The 18781-nt window shown below is 55.4% G+C and carries 18 protein-coding genes and 5 pseudogenes; 9 read left to right on the top strand and 14 right to left on the bottom strand.

Annotated elements, in window-relative coordinates:
* Positions 1-72 precede the first annotated feature (72 nt).
* The 3 genes and pseudogenes from FDY98_RS14200 (at position 73) to FDY98_RS14190 (ending at position 2705) form a co-directional block, all read left to right on the top strand.
* Positions 73-1429 (top strand): annotated as a pseudogene (locus FDY98_RS14200) (NfeD family protein).
* Between the two features lie 46 nt (positions 1430-1475).
* A pseudogene (locus FDY98_RS14195) lies at positions 1476-2263 on the top strand (slipin family protein).
* Positions 2264-2387: 124 nt separating this feature from the next.
* Positions 2388-2705: an antibiotic biosynthesis monooxygenase family protein gene (locus tag FDY98_RS14190; protein WP_027957571.1), complete on the top strand. Its 318-nt coding sequence runs from the start codon at positions 2388-2390 to the stop codon at positions 2703-2705.
* Between the two features lie 185 nt (positions 2706-2890).
* Here the strand turns inward: FDY98_RS14190 and FDY98_RS14185 are convergent, their stop codons facing one another.
* The gene (locus FDY98_RS14185; protein ID WP_027957570.1) at positions 2891-3709 is read right to left on the bottom strand and encodes a DUF1206 domain-containing protein; all 819 of its coding nucleotides are present in this window, start codon (positions 3707-3709) and stop codon (positions 2891-2893) included.
* A 142-nt stretch (positions 3710-3851) separates the two neighbouring features.
* Here FDY98_RS14185 and FDY98_RS28170 point away from each other — a divergent pair, with 142 nt between their 5' ends.
* A complete protein-coding gene (locus tag FDY98_RS28170) occupies positions 3852-4040 on the top strand; it encodes a hypothetical protein (protein ID WP_340146564.1) in 189 nt (62 codons plus the stop codon).
* Positions 4041-4047: 7 nt separating this feature from the next.
* Positions 4048-4683: an AraC family transcriptional regulator gene (locus tag FDY98_RS14180; RefSeq protein WP_340146563.1), complete on the top strand. Its 636-nt coding sequence runs from the start codon at positions 4048-4050 to the stop codon at positions 4681-4683.
* Here the strand turns inward: FDY98_RS14180 and FDY98_RS14175 are convergent.
* Positions 4669-5274 (bottom strand): LysE family translocator, encoded by a 606-nt coding sequence (locus tag FDY98_RS14175; protein ID WP_027957569.1) that lies wholly within the window; start codon positions 5272-5274, stop codon positions 4669-4671. The two genes, FDY98_RS14180 and FDY98_RS14175, sit on opposite strands and share 15 nt — an antisense overlap.
* Positions 5275-5366: 92 nt before the next feature.
* Positions 5367-6286 (bottom strand): annotated as a pseudogene (locus FDY98_RS14170) (glutaminase).
* A gap of 204 nt (positions 6287-6490) precedes the next feature.
* Between FDY98_RS14170 and FDY98_RS14165 the strand changes: the two are divergent.
* Positions 6491-7354 carry a bifunctional transcriptional activator/DNA repair enzyme AdaA gene (locus FDY98_RS14165; protein WP_027957567.1) on the top strand — a complete coding sequence of 288 codons (864 nt, stop codon included), beginning with the start codon at positions 6491-6493 and terminating at the stop codon, positions 7352-7354.
* Here the strand turns inward: FDY98_RS14165 and FDY98_RS14160 are convergent.
* From FDY98_RS14160 to FDY98_RS14135, 8 genes are all read right to left on the bottom strand, one after another.
* The gene (locus FDY98_RS14160) at positions 7351-8217 is read right to left on the bottom strand and encodes a phosphodiesterase (RefSeq protein WP_051430461.1); all 867 of its coding nucleotides are present in this window, start codon (positions 8215-8217) and stop codon (positions 7351-7353) included. The two genes, FDY98_RS14165 and FDY98_RS14160, sit on opposite strands and share 4 nt — an antisense overlap.
* The gene (locus FDY98_RS28165; RefSeq protein ID WP_340146562.1) at positions 8210-8830 is read right to left on the bottom strand and encodes an ABC transporter ATP-binding protein; all 621 of its coding nucleotides are present in this window, start codon (positions 8828-8830) and stop codon (positions 8210-8212) included. The genes FDY98_RS14160 and FDY98_RS28165 overlap by 8 nt, the downstream gene beginning before the upstream one ends.
* Positions 8805-9290: an ABC transporter ATP-binding protein gene (locus FDY98_RS28160; RefSeq protein WP_340146561.1), complete on the bottom strand. Its 486-nt coding sequence runs from the start codon at positions 9288-9290 to the stop codon at positions 8805-8807. The genes FDY98_RS28165 and FDY98_RS28160 overlap by 26 nt, the downstream gene beginning before the upstream one ends.
* Positions 9291-9313: 23 nt before the next feature.
* On the bottom strand, positions 9314-10102 hold the full coding sequence (locus FDY98_RS14150; RefSeq protein WP_022523128.1) for an ABC transporter permease: 789 nt from the start codon (positions 10100-10102) through the stop codon (positions 9314-9316).
* Positions 10099-10515: an ABC transporter permease subunit gene (locus tag FDY98_RS28155; protein ID WP_340146560.1), complete on the bottom strand. Its 417-nt coding sequence runs from the start codon at positions 10513-10515 to the stop codon at positions 10099-10101. The genes FDY98_RS14150 and FDY98_RS28155 overlap by 4 nt, the downstream gene beginning before the upstream one ends.
* On the bottom strand, positions 10440-10898 hold the full coding sequence (locus tag FDY98_RS28150) for a hypothetical protein (protein WP_340146559.1): 459 nt from the start codon (positions 10896-10898) through the stop codon (positions 10440-10442). Before FDY98_RS28150 ends, FDY98_RS28155 begins: the two co-directional genes overlap by 76 nt.
* 97 nt (positions 10899-10995) lie before the next feature.
* The gene (locus FDY98_RS14140) at positions 10996-12027 is read right to left on the bottom strand and encodes an ABC transporter substrate-binding protein (protein WP_027957564.1); all 1032 of its coding nucleotides are present in this window, start codon (positions 12025-12027) and stop codon (positions 10996-10998) included.
* Positions 12028-12038: 11 nt separating this feature from the next.
* Positions 12039-13061 (bottom strand): LacI family DNA-binding transcriptional regulator, encoded by a 1023-nt coding sequence (locus FDY98_RS14135; RefSeq protein ID WP_027965457.1) that lies wholly within the window; start codon positions 13059-13061, stop codon positions 12039-12041.
* A gap of 205 nt (positions 13062-13266) precedes the next feature.
* On the opposite strand from FDY98_RS14135, the pseudogene FDY98_RS14130 reads away from it, so the two are divergent.
* Positions 13267-14730: pseudogene (locus FDY98_RS14130) on the top strand (cobyric acid synthase).
* Here the strand turns inward: FDY98_RS14130 and FDY98_RS14125 are convergent.
* Positions 14690-15088, bottom strand: a complete 399-nt coding sequence (locus tag FDY98_RS14125; RefSeq protein ID WP_022523133.1) for a RidA family protein — start codon at positions 15086-15088, stop codon at positions 14690-14692. The pseudogene FDY98_RS14130 and the gene FDY98_RS14125 overlap by 41 nt on opposite strands.
* Positions 15089-15259: 171 nt before the next feature.
* On the opposite strand from FDY98_RS14125, the gene FDY98_RS14120 reads away from it, so the two are divergent.
* Both FDY98_RS14120 and FDY98_RS14115 read left to right on the top strand, forming a co-directional pair.
* Entirely contained in the window at positions 15260-15823 is a 564-nt protein-coding gene (locus tag FDY98_RS14120) for a hypothetical protein (protein ID WP_027957562.1), read from the top strand.
* A 125-nt stretch (positions 15824-15948) separates the two neighbouring features.
* Complete coding sequence (locus tag FDY98_RS14115) at positions 15949-16482, top strand: cytochrome b (protein WP_027957561.1); 534 nt, start codon at positions 15949-15951, stop codon at positions 16480-16482.
* 5 nt (positions 16483-16487) lie between these two features.
* Here FDY98_RS14115 and FDY98_RS14110 read toward each other — a convergent pair.
* A pseudogene (locus tag FDY98_RS14110) lies at positions 16488-17668 on the bottom strand (vWA domain-containing protein).
* A 3-nt stretch (positions 17669-17671) separates the two neighbouring features.
* Positions 17672-18523, bottom strand: coding sequence for an AAA family ATPase (locus FDY98_RS14105; protein WP_155705926.1), 852 nt, complete (start codon positions 18521-18523; stop codon positions 17672-17674).
* Positions 18524-18781: the final 258 nt, after the last annotated feature.

The following is an 18781-nucleotide window of genomic DNA, read 5'->3' as shown; positions in this document are numbered from 1 at the left end:
TTGTGTATGTTGCTATGGATAGGCTGCAGATTCAGACGGGAATGTTCAAGGCGTTGAATGCGAGGAGTGGGTATGCAAACCCTTTCTCTCAAACCGCACTGGCTCTGGTTGATGGTTGCCGGTTTGCTAATGGCTACTATGTCGTTTACATGGCAGGCCATGGCACAAAGCGCTTCACCAAGCGTTCTGGTGCTTAATATTGAAGGCGCCATCGGCCCGGCTACCAAGGACTACTTTGAGCGTGGGCTGGATAAAGCCCGCGAGCAGGGCAGTGAGGTGGTGATCGTCGAGCTCGATACCCCCGGCGGGTTGGTCGACACCACCCGCGACATGATTCGCGAGATGCTCAACGCTGACATTCCCGTGGTGATGTACGTTTTCCCCAGTGGTGCGCGAGCGGCAAGCGCGGGCACCTATCTACTTTACGGTAGCCACGTGGCTGCCATGGCCCCCTCGACGCATCTCGGCTCGGCCACGCCGGTACAGATGGGCGGTGGGCTGCTCGGCAGCGATGAAGACGAAGAAGATAATTCGGCTGAGGAGTCGGATGGCGAGGGCAGCGCCATGGAACGCAAGGTGATGGAAGATGCGGTGAGCTTTATCCGCAGCCTAGCGGAACGCCATGATCGCAATGCCGATTGGGCTGAAGAGGCCGTGCGCAATGCGGTCAATTTCACTGCCAGCGAGGCGCTGGAGCAGAACGTCATCAATGTGGTGGCGCGCGATCTTGACGATCTCCTTGAGCAGATTGACGGCATGAGCGTGGTCATGGAAAGTGGCGATGCTACGCTTGAGACCGCAGGCCTCACCATTGAACGCTTCGACCCTGATTGGCGCACCCAGGTGCTATCGCTGATCACTAATCCCAACATAGCCTTCTTCTTGATGGTCATCGGCTTTTACGGGCTGGTTTTCGAGCTGGCCAATCCCGGCAGCCTGTTCCCGGCACCATTGGCTTGATTTGCTTGCTGCTCGCCCTGTTTGCGTTTCAGGTGCTGCCGATTAACTACGCCGGGCTTGCGCTGATGGTGGTCGGGCTGGCGTTGATGGTGGGTGAGGCATTTAGCCTAGCTTCGGCGTGCTGGGGGTTGGCGGCATCATTGCCTTTGTACTTGGTTCGGTAATGCTGATGGACGCGGAGCATCTTGCCATTTCGCTACCACTAATCGGTGGTGTGGCATTGGTGTCCGGGGGGCTAATGCTATGGACGTTAACACGCTTTGCAACGCTGCGCCGTCGTCCGGCACACACTGGCGCGGAGCAGTTAATCGGCGCAGATGCGGTTGCACTGGATGATTTTGAGACCAGCGGCCATGTAAGGCTGCATGGCGAGCGCTGGAACGCAGTGAGCGATGTGCCAGTCAAACGAGGTGAAAAGCTTGTGGTGGTGCGCCTTGATGGCTTAACGGTATATGTGACGCCCCGCTAGTGCCCACTTTCTGACATAACCGACCCACAGCTAAACGAGGTGTCCAATGATTATTTCGTATTTAGTTCCTGTCGTGCTGGTGGTGATGTTGATCGCCGCCTCTATTCGCATACTGCCAGAATATAAACGCGGCGTAGTGTTCTTTCTGGGGCGTTATCAGATAGTGAAAGGGCCTGGGCTAGTCATTGTGATCCCCGCCATTCAGAAGATGGAGGTGGTGGATCTGCGCGTCATTACCATGGATGTGCCGGAACAGGACGTAATCTCTCAGGATAACGTCACCGTTAAAGTTAATGCGGTGCTTTTTTCCGCGTCGTCGATCCAGAAAAGGCAATCATTCAAGTCGAGAATTTTACCCAGGCGACCAGTCAACTGGCGCAGACCACTTTGCGCTCCGTGCTGGGTAAGCATGATCTGGATGAGATGCTTTCCGAGCGCGATAAGCTCAACGACGATATCCAGGAAATCATCGATACCCAAACCGAAGCGTGGGGTATCAAGGTCGCCAATGTTGAAATTAAGCATGTAGATTTGGATGAGAGCATGATTCGCGCCATTGCGCGCCAGGCAGAGGCGGAGCGTGAGCGTCGCGCTAAGGTGATTCACGCCGAAGGGGAACTGCAAGCATCCAAGAAACTGGTCGAGGCGGCCAATGTCATGCAGGAAAACTCTGCCGCGCTGCAACTGCGCTACCTGCAAACCATGAGCGACATGAGCAATAAAAACGCGTCAACCATTGTCTTCCCATTACCAATGGACATTATGGAAGCGTTCAAGGATATGAAAGCCAAGCATACGGCAGCGACGCCTGGTAAGGCGCAGGATGACGCCTAGGCTCACAGCTCTTCCCACTGCCTGTGGTACGGTTTGGCAGCAACTGGCAGTGGGCTCCCTGAATACATTTTTTGTTTCATGGGATATGCTTCGAAGCCTCTGATCCAAGGATCCCGGTGATGCCATGTCCCTGATTGCCACTACCCTTGAACCGCCTTACTACGCCGTTATTTTCACTTCACTACGCACCGAGGTCGATAACGGCTATGACGCAATGGCCGCAAGAATGGTTGAGCTTGCAGCACAGCAGCCGGGGTTTTTAGGGGTGGAGTCTGCCCGTAATGAGGTGGGTGTAACAGTTTCTTACTGGGCCGATTTGGCATCTATTAAAGCGTGGAAAGCCCATGCTGAGCATCAAGAAGCTCAGCGGCTAGGCCATCAGCAGTGGTACCAGCACTTCAAAACCCGTATCGCCAAAGTCGAGCGAGATTACGGTATTTAGCTGGTTGCCACCGATTCACGGCTTACACCACCAGCAACAGGAGTGTCAATACCAGTTCAATAGGAATGGACAGAAGAATAGTCTCCAGAAAGGAGAGGGTGGCGAGTAGACACAGCATATTCTTCGAGCGGTTAATGCGCTCAAACCACTACTTAGTGCATTTGGATGTTATGGCCATGCAGGTCTTACACTTCGGGATTAATGCGGCGATAGACAGCCGCTAATAGGCTGTAAAGGCCAAACGCAAAAAGTCCCAGCGCGACAAAACCAAGCAACCACTGACCGAAGGGCTGGCTTCGCAGGGTGCTAAACACCTCGCTCATACCGCCTGCTTGATTGGGATTGATTTGATAAGCGGCGATGATAAAAAAGCTACCCACGATCACAAACACAGCACCACGAATCACTAAGCCGAAACGGCAAATAGGGTAGGCCCATTGTTGCGTTTGTGGTGGCATAGCGAAGTGTTTGTCGAATTTGGCCTTGTAGCCTTTAAGCGCGTGGGCCATACCTACCCCTATCATGATTAGGCCAACCCCAGCGACCAGCCAGCGCCCGAAAGGCTGCTGCATCAGCCAGCCCGCGACACCTTGCGAACCGCCACCAGAATCACCTGAAGAGCCCGCAAATTGAAAGATGAGCGTGGCGGCAAAAAAAGACAACAACGTGTGGGTAATGGCGCTCGCCAATAAGCCCGCACGAATTGCCAGCCCCTTGGCGCCGTTGCCGTGATGGTCAGTGTCTTTAACCGCCTGGATGATTCGCCACATAGCGTAGCCCACCAAGCCGATGGCCATAATGGCTAACAAGACTTTACCGAAGGGAGCGGTGAGCAAACGTTCTAAGGCGCCACGACTGCCTTCTGTTTGGCCGCCTTGTCCAAATGCTGCCAGCGCTGCTAGGCTACCCACTAATACATACACAATGCCGCGGGAGGCATAACCCATGCGGGCATAAAGGGTAATCGCATCCCAGTGGTTGCGGTTTTTCATACTGTTGGCCATGGCGTCCTCCTGACTAATATGGCGTTGCGCATTCCTATGCAATCTAGCGTATAGAGCAGTATAGCGGCCCATACTGTGCTTGTGCTGTGCTATTGTTCAGCGTAGGTAATGAATCGCTATTTTTAACTATTGCGAGCAGAGCATGAGTACCATTTCGTCACCTATCTTCTGGCGCGATGCGCGTATGCCCTATGTGGAGCTGCGCAAGATTAGCGACGCGCGACAAGTTTGCTATGCGCCGCACAGCCATACGCATTGGTCGCTGGGGGCCATTACCGCAGGTAAAAGCACTTTTTGCTATCGCGATGCGACGCATCAGATTAGCGGGTGACATCGTTATGATGAACCCCTACTGGGTGCATGCCTGCAACCCCATCGAGAACCAGCCCTGGGCGTACATGATGCTCTACGTCGATACCGAGTGGCTGAGTGAATTGCGTTACCAATTGGGCCTGTTGAATACGCCGTATTGGCAAGATATCGCCACCGCCGTCATTACCCAGCCAGCGCTTTATGCCGGGTACTGCGATATGGCTGCTTGTTTGCTGGATGAACATCGCGAGATTAGCGATAAGCAAACGGCGCTAGTCGAATACTTGTCCATCATGATGCAAGTGCTTGCTCAGGAATCCCCCGCGGTATTGCCCCAAGCGCCCAGTGCGCTAGAACAGGTCGCGGCCTATTTGCGTGCCAATTGTAGCGCTGATATATCGCTAGAACGCCTATGTGAGCAGTCCGGCTATAGTGCTGGGCACCTGATTCGCGCCTTTAAACAGCACTTCGGACTAACACCCCATGCTTACCTGATTAATCAGCGCATTCAGCTGGGGCAGCAAGCGTTAAAACAAGGGCAACCTATCGTTGAGGCGGCTTTGAACGCTGGCTTTAATGACCAGCCCCACTTTCAAAGGACGTTCAAGCGGCTGGTAGCAGCGACACCCAACCAGTACCGCTACCCGCTACTCAACCAGTAAGACAATAGCGCTAGCCGCCAGGCAGATAGCGAGTGCGCGGTTAATCGTCAGTAAGACAATCGGACGATGAACATAGCGTTTCAGAAAAGCGCCTGCATATACCCAACTGGCCAGCGATAGCCAGCAAATAGGCAGATAGAGGCCGGCGAACAGCCATAGCAGATGGGGCTCATTAGCAGTGGTGTAGGCGCCAATGCCAGCGGCAGACGCCAGCCACGCCTTGGGGTTGAGCCACTGCATCATGGCACCTGTCATAAACCCTGGCGCTTTGACGCCGCCTCGCTCCTGCAAGCGCCCATCGTGCTGTAAAAGTTGATAGCTGAGATAGAGTAAAAACAGAATGCCTGCCCAGCGCAAAAACTCTTCCAGCAGCGGCAGCACATTCAGCAGGGAGTAAAGCCCCGCGCCGATGGCTAAAAATAGCGCGATAAACCCGAGCGTGGCGCCGGTTACAAAAACAAGCCCTTTAGCAATAGGGTAGTGCGTACCGCTACTCAAACAAACGATGTTGACCGGCCCCGGCGAAATAGACGCTGCGAGGGCAAAGGCGGACATGGGTAGCAGCAAAGATAGCAGGGGTGAAGCGCTCATTGTCATTCTCCTCAGATAATGCAAGGAGAATGCAGTAGCGCTTGTGGGCGGTATTGAACAAAATTGAGATCGTTGCTTAAAGCGTTGCCCTGCTAATGCCCAAAAACCGACCAGCCGGTGCGCTGCACAAACATTTCGAGCGCCTGGGTGCCCAGAAAACTGTTGCCGTAGGCATCCAGCCCCGGCGACCAAACTGCGATGGAGCCATGGCCGGGTGCAATCGCCAGAATGCCACCGCCCACGCCACTTTTGCCAGGCAGGCCGACGCGAAATGCGAACTCTCCCGAGGCGTCGTAGTGCCCGCACATCATCATTAGTGAATTGATACGCCGTGCGCGCTGGGGGGCTACCACGCGAATGCCACTGGGTTTGTTGATACCATCCGAGGCCAAAAATAGCCCGGCATGGGCCAACTGCTCACAGCTCATGGCGATAGCGCACTGGTGAAAATAGGTGCCTAGCACCTTATCGACATCATGGCGTAGGCGGCCAAAGGCTTTCATAAAGTGCGCCAGTGAGGCGTTGCGGTCGCGGTGGGCCATTTCTGAAGCGGCCACCGCGTGGTCGAAGTAAATGCTGTCGTCATCGGCGATATAGCGCACAAAGCTAAGAATCTCGCCAAGTGTCTCTTTGGGCTCGTGGCCCATCATGATCGCATCGACTACCGCAATGGCCCCGGCATTGATAAACGGGTTACGCGGTTTGCCGCTTTCATGCTCTAGTTGCACGATGGAGTTGAAGGGATCCCTGAGGGCTCGCGGCCTACTTTTGACCACAGCGAATCACCCACTTGCCCTAGTGCAATGGTCAGCGTAAATACTTTCGAGATACTCTGAATCGAGAAGGGCGTGGTAGCACAACCCGCCGAGTACACTTTGCCATCCACCGTGGCGAGCGAAATGGCAAACTGCTGTGGGTCAACATGGCCAAGCTCGGGAATATAGTCTGCGACCTTACCGCGTTCTTCGGCGTTTACCATGGCTGCGGCAATGTCATTGATCAAGTCTTGCATGGGCGTATCGTGTACCGTCAATGGAGGCGGGGCATTACCCTAGCGAAAACGAGTGGAAATGTCTGTTAAACATAGCGTCTCTTTTAAACATAAACTGTCTGAACACCCGCCAGTGCGCAAGATTCGGGTCGGCAGCTCGCCCGTGAAGGCTTAGGCTGAAAGGAACTAAGCAGCCCCGACCCCGACGGCCAGAGAGATAACCCAATGAATGACTATGAGCGTATCGAAAAAGCCATGGCCTATATGGTGGCTCATGCGGCGGAACAGCCCAACCTGGAAACGGTAGCTGCTCATGTTCATTTGAGTGCCTTCCACTTCCAGCGGCTGTTTTGTCGCTATGCGGGGATTAGTCCCAAACGCTTTTTGCAGGCACTCACCTTAGAGCGCGGTAAGCAGTTGATGCATTCGTCCACTTCTTTGCTGGATATCGCCCATACCCTTGGGCTGAGCGGTGGCTCGCGGCTTTACGACCACTTTGTTCAGTTAGAGGCGGTCACGCCCGGCGAGTATAAGCGCCAGGGTGAAGGAGTGGAGATCGCTTATGGCGTTCACGAAACACCTTTAGGTCGCCTATTCGTCGCGGTAACGCCCCGGGGTATCTGCCGAATGGGGTTTGTCGATATGACTAATTCGGAGGAGTTACTGGCAAGGTTGGCCAAGGAGTGGCCGCGCAGCACCTTTCAACATAACACTGCGTCCACTCGCTATGCGGTGGAAAGGCTGTTTACTGAGCCTGAAGAGGGGGCTACCGCTGTCTCGCTACACGTCACTGGCACCAACTTCCAAATAGCGGTTTGGCGAGCGCTGTTAACGATCCCCGAGGGGCAATTTGCCAGCTATTCCCATATTGCTCAGGCGCTGGGATCACCTAAATCGTCCCGAGCAGTGGGCAATGCGGTGGGGGCTAATCCCATCGCGCTATGGATCCCCTGCCATCGGGTGATTCAACAAAGCGGCGCGCTTGGCGGCTACCGTTGGGGATTAGAGAAAAAGCAGATGGTACAAGCCTGGGAGCTGGCGCTGGCTAACACAGACAGCGCAGCGCTCGCCCCCAGTTTAACGACCTAATCAATCAGCCCATTAGCATCATAAAACGGGAAAGGGCCAGGGTAGCGCTCAATAAACCCTTGGTGAGTCACCATGCCGTTAGCCGCCGACCACTGATGCAACAGGTAACCGGGAGGCTCTAGCTGGAAGTGCGCGGGGCCGTCTGGAGTGAGATCCAGGCTAACCTGATGGGAAACCCCAGGGCAGCTCATCGCCAGAGTATTAGCAAAGCGCGCTTGGATCGAACGGTGTAGGTGCCCGCAGAGCACGCGATCGACCTGGGGGTGCTTGCCAATGACGTCGGCGAGCGCCTCTGGTCGCTTCAGCGGCTGGCGATCCATATGGTCGATGCCACTCACGAACGGGTGGTGATGCACCATGACCAGCGTCGGTTTATCGGGCTGCTCCGCCAGCGTCGTATCCAACCACGCCAGGCTCTCATCGCTTAGCTCCCCATGAGGTTTGTCCGGCACCGATGAGTCGAGCCCCACTAGGCGTACCGGGTAGTCATCCACGACCCAGTGTAAATAGTCGCGGTGCTGAAACAGATAACGGTGCTCGGGAAAGGCGGCGCGCAGAGGCTCGCGGTCATCATGATTGCCAGGTATCAAGTACACCGGAAGCGTCAGGTCGGCCAGGATTTGCTTAAAGGTGGCGTACTCGTCGGGGTGGCCAAAATCCACCAAGTCACCGCTAATCAGCACCAGGTCGGGCCGCGGTGCTAGGTGATTGAGCGTGCTGATTGCCTGGCGCAGCGCACTGGCGGTGTCCACCTGGCGGTAAGAGAGTTTACCGCCCGCCTTGATGTGCGGATCGCTAATCTGGGCGATAAGGCATTGCTGGGCATGAGGGGCTTTTTGAATGTTCAAACCTTGATCAGCCATTGGCCGCCTCCTTGGCATCAACCGGGGCAGTGGGCTTATCTGGGTGAAAAAGCACGCGGGAGGGGAGTGCCAGGCCAATCGCGGTACCGTTTGGCCACTGCTGGCGAGAAGGAGCCTCAATCTGGAGTGGTGAGGCGTCGCCAGTATCGACCATTAGGCGTTGGCTCTGCCCTAGGAAAATGCTTTGCACTACAGTACCTCTTACATCGGCTTGGTCAAGCGGCACTACCTGAATATCTTCTGGTCGGCAGTAGACCGTAGGTGCGCCCAGCAAGTGAGAGGCAGAGAGTTCCCCACCATGTACCAACAACCTTCCCTCTTCTCGGCTGCCGATCACGTCCAGGCAGTTAACCGCGCCAATAAAATCGGCCACAAAGGCATTGGCTGGCTGGTGGTAAATCTCTTGGGGCGTGCCCAACTGCGCAATGCGTCCGGCTTGCATTACCGCGATGCGGTCACCCAAGGCCATCGCCTCGTCTTGATCGTGGGTGACGTAGACCGCAGTAGTGCCCAATTCACGCAGCAGTTGGCCAATCTCGATGCGTAGGCGGTCGCGCAGTTTAGCGTCGAGGGCCGCCAATGGCTCGTCAAACAGCAGTACCTTGGGGCGCACGGCGATGGCGGGCGAGGGCGACGCGCTGCTTCTGCCCGCCGGAGAGGGCGTCGATGCGCCGATCGCCAAAGCCTTGTAAGTCGACCATGCGCATGATTTCGTCAAGCCTTTGGGCAATTTCTGCCCGTGGCAAACGCTGTATTTTCAAGCCGTAGGCAATGTTGTCGGCAACGCTCATGTTGGGAAATAACGCATAGTTTTGAAACACCATCCCTACGTCGCGCTTCTCGATTGGCAGGGCAGTGACATCGCGCTCGCCAAACAGCACTTGCCCGCCTTTGTCGGGGCTTTCCAGGCCGCTAATAATGCGCAGGGTGGTGGTTTTACCGCAGCCGGAAGGGCCCAGCAGTACCAGGGTTTCGCCCGCATCGACCTGTAAATCAAGCGGCTGGAGCGCTGTGTTGCCGCCAGCGAAGGTGCGGCTGCATTGGTGTAGCGTAATGCTGACAGATGAACTCATAACGGATTCTCAAATAATAAAACTTAGCGGCGCTGCTCGGTGAGTCGGCCTGCCCACTGAATCGCCACTAGCAAGGGCACCACCATCACCAGAAATATCAGCGTGTAGGCTGAGCCGATTTCAAGGCGCATCGAGGCATAGCTGTCGGCTAAGCCGACCGGTAGCGTTTTGGTTAATGGGGTATGCAGCATCCAGGTAATGTTGAATTCACCGATCGATAGGGTGACCACCATCAGCGCCCCCGCCAAAATACCGCTCATACAGTTGGGGATGACCACCCCGAAAAAGCGTTGCCGAAAACTGGCGCCTAAGCTGGCGGCGGCTTCTTCCAGTTGGGGAAGCTTGGCGGTTTGCATCACGGAGAGCACTGCGCGCACCATAAAGGGCAAGGTAAACAGCACATGGCCAACAAGAATAAATAGCCAGCTGCCACGAAATTCACGGTAGCTGCCATAGGCAAGCAGTAGGGCAAGCGCGGTGGCCAGCCCAGGCACGGCAACTGGTAGCAGTAGGAGTTCTTCAAGCGCATTGGCCCAGCGGCGACGGCTGCGCAGCAGGCCATAGGCGGCGGGTACGCCAATCAGGATAGTGATCAATAAGCAGGCCAGCGCCAGTTTAATTGAGAGCCAGATGGTATCGGCGTAGAGCTGCCACACCTCATCCACCCAGCGCAGGGTCAGGCCACTCTCAAGGCCGACAAAGTAGTTTTCGGTCAGCCCCGCCATGACCGACATGGCGACGGGCACGATCATGAACAGGCACACCAGCAGGGTGAAGCCCAATTGCAGCGTGAAGCGTAGGCGAGATTTCATACCGAGGCTCCCAAGTTGCCGCCAGCCAGCCTGCGGGCAAGACTCAATGCCATCCAGGTGATCACGCCCAATACCACTGAAAGCGCGGCTGCCATGGCGAAGTTAGCGTAGTTGGTGAATTCGCCGTAGATATTGAGCGGTAGAATGCTCAACTGCGTGCCCAGGGTAAACGCCGTACCAAAGGCGCCCATACTGGTGGCAAAGCAGATGGCACCGGTTGAGAGCAGCGCGGGTGCAATGCCGGGCACGATAACGTCTTTGGTGACCTGCCAGGTGTTAGCGCCTAACGAGCGAGCTGCCTCTTCAAGGCTTTGATCCAGGTTGTCGCAGGCTGCCATCACCGTGGTAATAACACGAGGAATGGAGAAGTAGAGGTAGCCAATAAAGAGTCCGGCCAGTGAGTAAGCGAACATCCAACGCTCGCCAAACAGCCACAGGCTGGTCTGCGCCAAGGCGCCTTGGCGTCCCCCAGCATGATGACCAAAAAGCCCACCACCACGCCTGGAAAAGCCAGCGGAAAGGTGAGGATAGCCACTAGTATGGATTTGCCAAAAAAGCGCTGACGGGCGAGAAAAAAACCGGCAACGCCCGCAATGGCAACCGCTACCAGTGACACTACCAGCGAGAGACCCACGGTGGTCGCTAGACTAATTAAGTACTGACGATGGGTAAGAATGGTCAGGTAGGCGCTAATACCACTGCTCGGATCAGGCTCGGCGCCCATCATGATCAGACGCGAAAAAGGCAGTAGCCAAAAGGCGCAGAAAATCACCAGGGCAGGCAGTAAGGCAAGCATTGCGATAAGGCTTTTTCGACGCGCGGGCCCCACCATGATCTGACGACTATTAACGTAAGAAGCAGCCCGGAGGGCTGCTTGGATGCCGCTGTCATGATTAACGAACCTCCGACAGATACCGCTCAGAGAAGCTACGTTGAGCAGCCGCCATAGCGGGGTAGTCAAGTGCTTCGGCGCGGGCATACTCGCTATCGGGCAGAAAGACTTCGCGTGCTTCAGGGGAAATGGCGCTGGCACGCACGGGACGTAGATAAGCATCTGCCCATACCGCTTGGCCTTGGTCAGAGAGCACGAAATCAAGCACTTGCTGACCGTTTTCGGGGTTAGGGCCATCTTTTACCAGGCTCATAACATAGGGCACTACCACGCTGCCCTCCTCGGGAATCACAAACTCTACGTTGGCACCATCGCTATGGCGTGCGCGGTAAGCGTTGAAGTCGTAATCGAGAAGAATCGGGATCTCACCAGAAAGTACTCGAGCGTAGCTGGTTTGCTTGGGCACAATCGGGTCGTTGTCGGCGAGCTGATTGAAGTAGTCGATCGCCGGAGTGAAGTCATTAAGATCGCCACCCATGGCTAGGTTGACCGCCACAGCACCGACGTAGCCAACAAAGGCGCTGGCCGGGTCAAGGTAACCCACCATGCCGCGATACTCGGGCTTGAGCAGATCTTCCCAGGAAGTGGGCACCGGCGCGCCATCCAAGGCATCAACGTTGACCATAAAACCGAGGGTGCCAGAGTGAATGGCAAACCAGTTGCCTTCGGGGTCTTTTAGACCTTCAGGAATCTCATCCCAGTGTTCGGGCTGGTAGGGCGTCACTACGTCCTCTTCCATGGCTTGAATGCCGAAGGTCACCCCGTAGTAAACGACATCGGCCACCGGGCTACTGGCTTCGGCAACTAACTGAGCTAATGACTGGCCGGAATTTTTATTGTCCTGCGGCACGCGAATGCCGGTCTCCTGTTCGATCAAACGCAACTGAGTGCCCCAGTCCGCCCACTCAGGCGGGCAGTTGTAGCAGATAGCGTTGTCGCCTGACTGGGCAGTGGCGACCCCTGACGCACTGATAACAGCCGTGGCCAACAACGCTTGATAAAGACGCTTAAGGTTCATGCGTTTAAGACTCATACCGTGTTCCTCTAGGAAGTGCTTAACGTGGACTTACGGGATGTCGGGATTCCGACACTTTCGCCCTTACGCAGTGCGTGGGGCAGGGGAGCAGGTGTGCATTCTTCTCCCCGAATCATGGTTAGCAAGGTGTGAACCGCCGCGCGCCCGATCTCGGCGCGAGGCTGCTCAATGGTGCAGAGCGATGGATATAGATGCTTGCCTAAGGCAATACCATCAAAGCCCATCACGGAAAGGTCGCCAGGCACGCTAAAGCCTGCGCGTTGCAGTTCGCCCATCAGGCTGATGGCGAGCAGGTCATTGGTACAAATCACCGCACTTAGAGAGTCTGGCCCTTGCAGTGCTGGTGTTAGGCTTGCCAGGTCAGCTTGGGTATGGCGCGCCATCTCAACCAGTGGGCGGGCGATCAGGCCGGCCTTGCGCATAGCGAGGCAGTAACCCTCAAAGCGCTGTTGGGCTCGGTCTGACTGGAGCAACGGGCCAGCAACCATGCCAATTCGCTCATGACCCAGGGTGATTAAGTGGCGGGTGGCATCAGCGCTGGCGGCACGGTTATCGACGCCGATTGAGGGGAAACCACTATTACCGGGTGGGTTGTAGACCAGTAAGCAGGGCGTCTTTTCCAAACGCAGCTTCTCCAGCACGGCGCTGCTATCCGCTTCAGCCACGGTAAGCACTAAGCCGTCCACGCGCTGGCGCAGCATCTCCTCAACAATGTCACCCTCGCGGCTGGGCGAGTATTCGCTGGTGGTCACGATCAGTGAGTAACCAGACGCACGGGCAGCCACTTCCATGGCTTGTAGCTGCTCGGCAAACACCGGGTTATCAAGGCTGGGCACCATCACGCCAATCATCTGGGTGGCTTGCGAGCGCAGCTGCTGTGCGACTTTATTCGGCCTAAACGCCAGCTGCTGTGCAGCGTTAAAAACGCGTTCTCGGGTAGCGGGTCGTACCAAGTCGGGGCTTGAAAAAGCCCGCGCCGCGGTTGCCCGAGAGACTCCTGCGAGTTTGGCTACACTGAGTAAATCTGCCATGTGAATACCTGTCATTAATGCAATGAATGAGATCGATCTCATTTATTAGGTATCAGCCTAAAGATGGCGTATGACGAATTGATGGCAATAAAAAGTATTTTGATTATTAAGGGCAGCAGCGTGCTTAAGCGGAGATTGAACACATTGCACCGCTTAGCCCCTCCCGCTAAAGTCTCGCTCTTGTTCACCTGGACGAGACTTCTTTATGGCTACACTGATGATTCAAGGCACCACCTCGGATGCGGGTAAAAGCACTGTGGTGGCTGCCCTTTGCCGCGCGCTGGCAAGGCGTGGAGTATCGGTGGCGCCATTTAAACCCCAGAATATGGCATTGAATAGCGCCGTGACTGAGGACGGCGGCGAGATTGGCCGTTCCACGGCGTTACAGGCGCAAGCCTGCTATTTAGCGCCCCACAGTGTATGAACCCGGTACTGTTAAAGCCGGAAACCGATCGTGGCGCCCAGGTGATTTTGCGCGGCAAGGTACATGGTCATATGGATGCCCTGGATTACCACGCTTTTAAACGCACCGCCAAAGAGAGTGTAATGGCCGCGTGGCATGCGTTAGAAAGCCGCTTTGATGTGATTATTGCCGAAGGCGCGGGCAGCCCGGCTGAAATCAATTTGCGTAAAGGCGATATCGCCAATATGGGCTTTGCCGAAGCGGCTGACTGTTCAGTGATACTGGTGGGCGATATTGACCGCGGTGGGGTATTTGCCCAACTGGTAGGTACGCTGGCGCTGTTGAGCGAGAGCGAACAGGCGCGCACCAAGGGTTTTATTATCAACCGCTTTCGGGGTGATATTGCACTGCTCAATCCTGGGCTCGAATGGTTGGAGGAGCGCACTGGAAAACCCGTGTTTGGAACATTGCCTTATCTGCAGGGGCTGGTACTCGATGCAGAAGACAGCATTGGCTTAACCCAAGGCGAAAAAGCCAGCCAGACGCTTAAGGTGATCGTTCCCGCGCTACCGCGCATCAGTAATCACACTGACTTTGACCCCCTGCGGTTACATCCCCAGGTCTCGTTGTCGTTTATCCGGGCCGACCAGCCGATTCCTGCCGCCGATGTGATTATGCTGCCCGGCAGTAAAAGTACCGCAAGCGACTGGCGTGGTTAAAGCAACAGGGCTGGGATAATGCCATTCAGCGCCACCTGCGCTACGGCGGCAAGGTGTTAGGTATTTGCGGTGGCTTTCAAATGCTGGGCGAATGGGTGGATGACCCTGATGGCCTGGAGGGTAAGCCAGTAAAAGTGGCGGGCTTGGGCTTGTTGCCGCTGACCACCCGAATGGTGGCAGGCAAAAAGCTACGCAATGTTCGCGGCGTGACCGTTGCTGAAGGGGTAACCGTCACCGGATATGAAATTCATAACGGCGTAAGTGAAGGGCAGGCGCTTAACGCGCCATTATTTGACATAGAAGGCCGACCAGAAGGCGCCGTCAGTGAGGATGGCCAAATAATCGGTACTTACCTGCACGGGTTATTTGACCACCGGAGGCCTGCCAAGCCCTACTGAAGCAGTTGGGACTCGTTAATGGAGAGCAGAGCGATTATCAAGCTCACCGAGAACGTGAGCTTGACCGTTTAGCCGATATGCTGGAAGCCCATATCGACATTGAGGCGGTTATTGCGCTGATTGATGCGGGCGCTTCGCCATCACAGTGATTTCAATACTGCTTCCGCCGTAGAGGTTAGGGGATTCGGTGCAGGTGCGGGCAGGGTAGCGGCCAGGTTCAAAGTACTCCGCGTAAACAGTGTCCATGTCTTGGATAGCGTGTAGATCCGTGAGGTGGATATCCACCCGCACTATATCCGCTAAGCTGCCGCCTTCCATTTCAAGCATGCGCGATAGTGCGCGCATCACAAGGCGAGTCTCTTCTTTAACGTCGCCTTTGACTGCGTGGCCGTTAGAGAGATCGCCAACGGTCAGTCCTGAAATAAACACATAGTGATCATCGACTACCATGTGGCTACCGGGGAAGCTTGGTGTGGGCATGGTAGGGTCATTCATAAAGGTGGGCATACTAGCTCCTTCTAGGTGATGTTCACACTTACAGTTCTTTTCGACAGATTGTTAACAGTAGTGTTCAGTATCAGTAAAAATGAATGGACGTCGTGGTGAGGCACGTCGCGCTGTCAAAACGGTGATGTTTGCTCTAGGCTTGCGGGTTTTTAGTCGGTGAGGATGATTCAAATGAAGGTCGTACACGTTAACGCAGAGGCCCAGCGCAACGCCTGTCTGGCGCGATTATGCGCTGAGGTTTACGGACAAGAGGCGGGTCTTACGCCGCTGGTCGTGTTCACCGGCACCTGCAGTGTGTTTTTTCCGCAAGAAGCAGCGCGGCTGTTTGCTGCTGTTGATAGACAGGGTAAACCTCAAGCGCTGGCACTACTAGTGCTGGACGAGGAGGGCGAGGGCATGACGGTGACTCACGCCTGCGCGCTTGACCAGGCAGATGCCCAGCAGCGGTTAATCAGCGAACTTACTCTGAAAGCGCCGCTACGTGTCGAAGTGGATAACGCCGAACGAGAAGCGTTCTATCAAAAAAGTGGCATTAAGCGCTGGTTCGGCGGGGTGGATGGAAAGCGTATTGGCTTGGGCGCTCGCCACCCTGCCAAGAGTATTCGCGAATTAGCGCCTACCCTAGTGTTGGATGAAGCGCTTATCCTGCGTCGCTTTAAACATGACCCTAAGGCGTTTGAAACGGCCAAACAGGCATTTTTGAAGGGCTTAAACGATTTCCCGCAGTCGCTTTAATAGCCCTTAGGAAACGCTGCGTTCCAGTTTGTGCAACTAAGTTGCACGTTGTTGCCATGTTATTTACGTGTTGCCCCTATAAAATAAGCATCACGACTAGCTTATTAAAAGAAGGGAGAAGCTGCATGGCATTACCGATAATGGATAACAGTCAACGTTACGGTGCGATTAGCCGCTTGTTGCATTGGGGGATGGCGCTACTGTTTGCTTGGCAGTTTACGAGTGCCACGGCGCACTGGCTTTTTCCGGACACACCCTTTGAAGAGTTCTTCTGGGGAACCCATTACCCAGTGGGTGTATTGCTACTGACCTTAGTCGTACTGAGAGCGATATGGGCGTTGGCCAATGCATCGCGCCGCCCGCCATCGGTGAGCGTTATGGCAAAGTTGGGCCATCTTGCCCTCTACGGCTTGATGATGGTGATTCCGACGATTGCGCTTATTCGCCAGTACGGTTCGGGCCGCTCGCTTGAGGTGTTTGGCTTTACGCTGATGTCAGGTTTTGAAGGCGAGGAAATCACCTGGATGACAGATCTGGGCGGTTTGCTCCACGGTGAGCTAGGCTGGACATTGTTAGCGTTGATCGTAGGGCACATCGTGATGGCCATTTTGCATCGCAAGCTGACTCACCACGACGTGCTGACGCGCATGGCCAGATAATCAGACTACTTCTTTGCTAGCTCGCGCATGGCGGTTTCCAAACCCTCCATGGTCATGGGGTACATGCGGTCATCAATGATCTCGCGGATTAGTTGAGTAGAGTAGTGTACTCCCATGCCCGGGGTGGCATCGGGTTAAGCCACGCCAGGCGGGGAAACGTTTCGCATAAACGCTTCAGCCACACGCCGCCCGCTTCGTCGTTAAAGTGCTCTACGCTACCGCCGGGGTGGGTGACCTCATAGGGCGACATGGCCGCGTCACCGACAATCACGACCTGGTAATCCGCACCGTAGGTGTGCAAAACATCCATGGTCGGGATCCGCTCGTTACCCCGACGCATATTGTTTCGCCAAACCCCTTCGTAAAGGCAGTTATGAAAGTAGTAGTGCTCAAGATGCTTGAACTCTGAACGGGCGGCAGAGAACAGTTCTTCGCAGACGCGAATATGATCATCCATCGAGCCGCCCACATCCAAAAATAGCAGCACTTTAACGGCGTTATGGCGCTCCGGGCGCATCTGAACGTTGAGTAGCCCGGCGTCCTTGGCAGTTTCGCGAATAGTGCTATCCACGTCAAACTCATCTAGCGCCCCTTGGCGGGCAAACTTGCGCAGGCGACGCAGCGCCATTTTGATATTGCGCGTGCCTAATTCCAGAGAATCATCGTAATCGCGGAAGCGTCGCTCGTCCCAGACCTTGGTGGCGCGGCGGTGGCGGGAGCCATCCTGACCAATGCGAATGCCTTCCGGGTTGTAGCCGTAGGCGCCAAAGGGGCTGGTGCCGCCGGTGCCGATCCATTTATTGCCGCCCGCGTGGCGCTCTTTTTGCTCCTCCAGGCGTTTTTTGAACGTCTCAATGAGTTCTTCGAGGCCGCCCAGGGATTCGATCTTGGCTTTCTCTTCATCCGTTAGCTGCTTCTCAAATTCCCGGCGTAGCCAGTCATCGGGGATCAGCGCTTCAATGGCGGCGTCCATGTCCTCCAGGCCTTTAAACCAGGCGGCAAAGGCACGATCAAAGCGGTCAAAGTGGCGTTCGTCTTTGACCATCACCGTGCGGGCCACCTGATAGAAGGCTTCCATATCGGCGAACACCACACCGCGTTCCACCACGGCGTGAAGATCCAGCAGCTCACGTAGCGATACCGGAACGCCCGCACGCTTTAGTGTTTCGAATAGGCCAATAAACATGGCTTAGCGGCCTGTGCCTTTTTGGCGACGGATCATAAACGCCAGGCGTTCCAGCAGTTGGGTGTCCTGCTCGTTTTTGACCAAGGCGCCGGCCATGGGTGGAAGTTTGGACGGATCGCGGTTGTAGAGCGCCTCTTGAGCAATATTGTCAGCCATCAGTAGCTTGAGCCAGTCGACTAGTTCAGATGTGGAAGGCTTTTTCTTGAGGCCTGGCGCTTTACGTAGCTCGAAAAATACCTCTAAGGCCTCGCTGACCAGCTTGGGGGCGATATCCGGGAAGTGCACATCGACAATCGCCTGCATGGTCTCGCGGTCGGGGAACTCAATGTAGTGGAAAAAGCAGCGGCGCAGGAACGCATCTGGCAGCTCTTTTTCGTTGTTTGAGGTGATGATGATAATCGGGCGCTGTTCGGCGCGTATGGTTTCGCCGGTTTCGTAAACGTGAAACTCCATACGATCCAGCTCTTGAAGCAGGTCGTTGGGGAATTCGATATCGGCCTTGTCGATCTCGTCGATCAATAACACTACGCGCTCGTTGGCGGTAAAGGCTTCCCACAGCTTGCCGGGCTTGATGTAGTTGGCGACGTTCTCGACCCCTTCTACACCCAGCTGTGAATCGCGCAGGCGGCTGACCGCATCGTACTCGTACAGACCCTGGGCCGCCTTGGTGCTGGATTTGATATGCCAGGTAATTAACTGGGTATCGAGAGATTCAGCCAACTCTTCGGCCAATAGGGTTTTGCCGGTACCCGGCTCGCCTTTGATTAACAGCGGCCGCTCGAGCACCACGGCAGCATTCACCGCCTGCTTAAGCGCATCGGTTGCGATATAGGAAGAAGTGGAGTCAAACGCCATGGGAGGGCCTCGGCTTGTCGAAAGCGGGTTTATAAAAGGATAAACGGATTCAAACAAGTGTACGTGAGGGTCACCCTCAAGGCCAAGAGGTAGTGGTAGCTGGCATTCTGCACAACACTGTGCCGAGTGCAGGTTTCCGCGAGGGCGCTGTTAACCCATCCGTGGGCGCTACTTTCGCCATCCATGGCGAAAGACCCTCGCTTCAACCTGCCCTCGCACCGTGTTCTCAAGATATGTTGCAGTTATTTCCCAATCAAA

It is taken from the genome of Halomonas sp. PA16-9 (genome assembly GCF_009728585.1).
Taxonomy (GTDB): Bacteria; Pseudomonadota; Gammaproteobacteria; order Pseudomonadales; family Halomonadaceae; genus Vreelandella; species Vreelandella titanicae.
The sequence above is the reverse complement of the archived record's forward strand: the minus strand, read 5'-3'. Positions and strand labels throughout refer to the sequence as shown.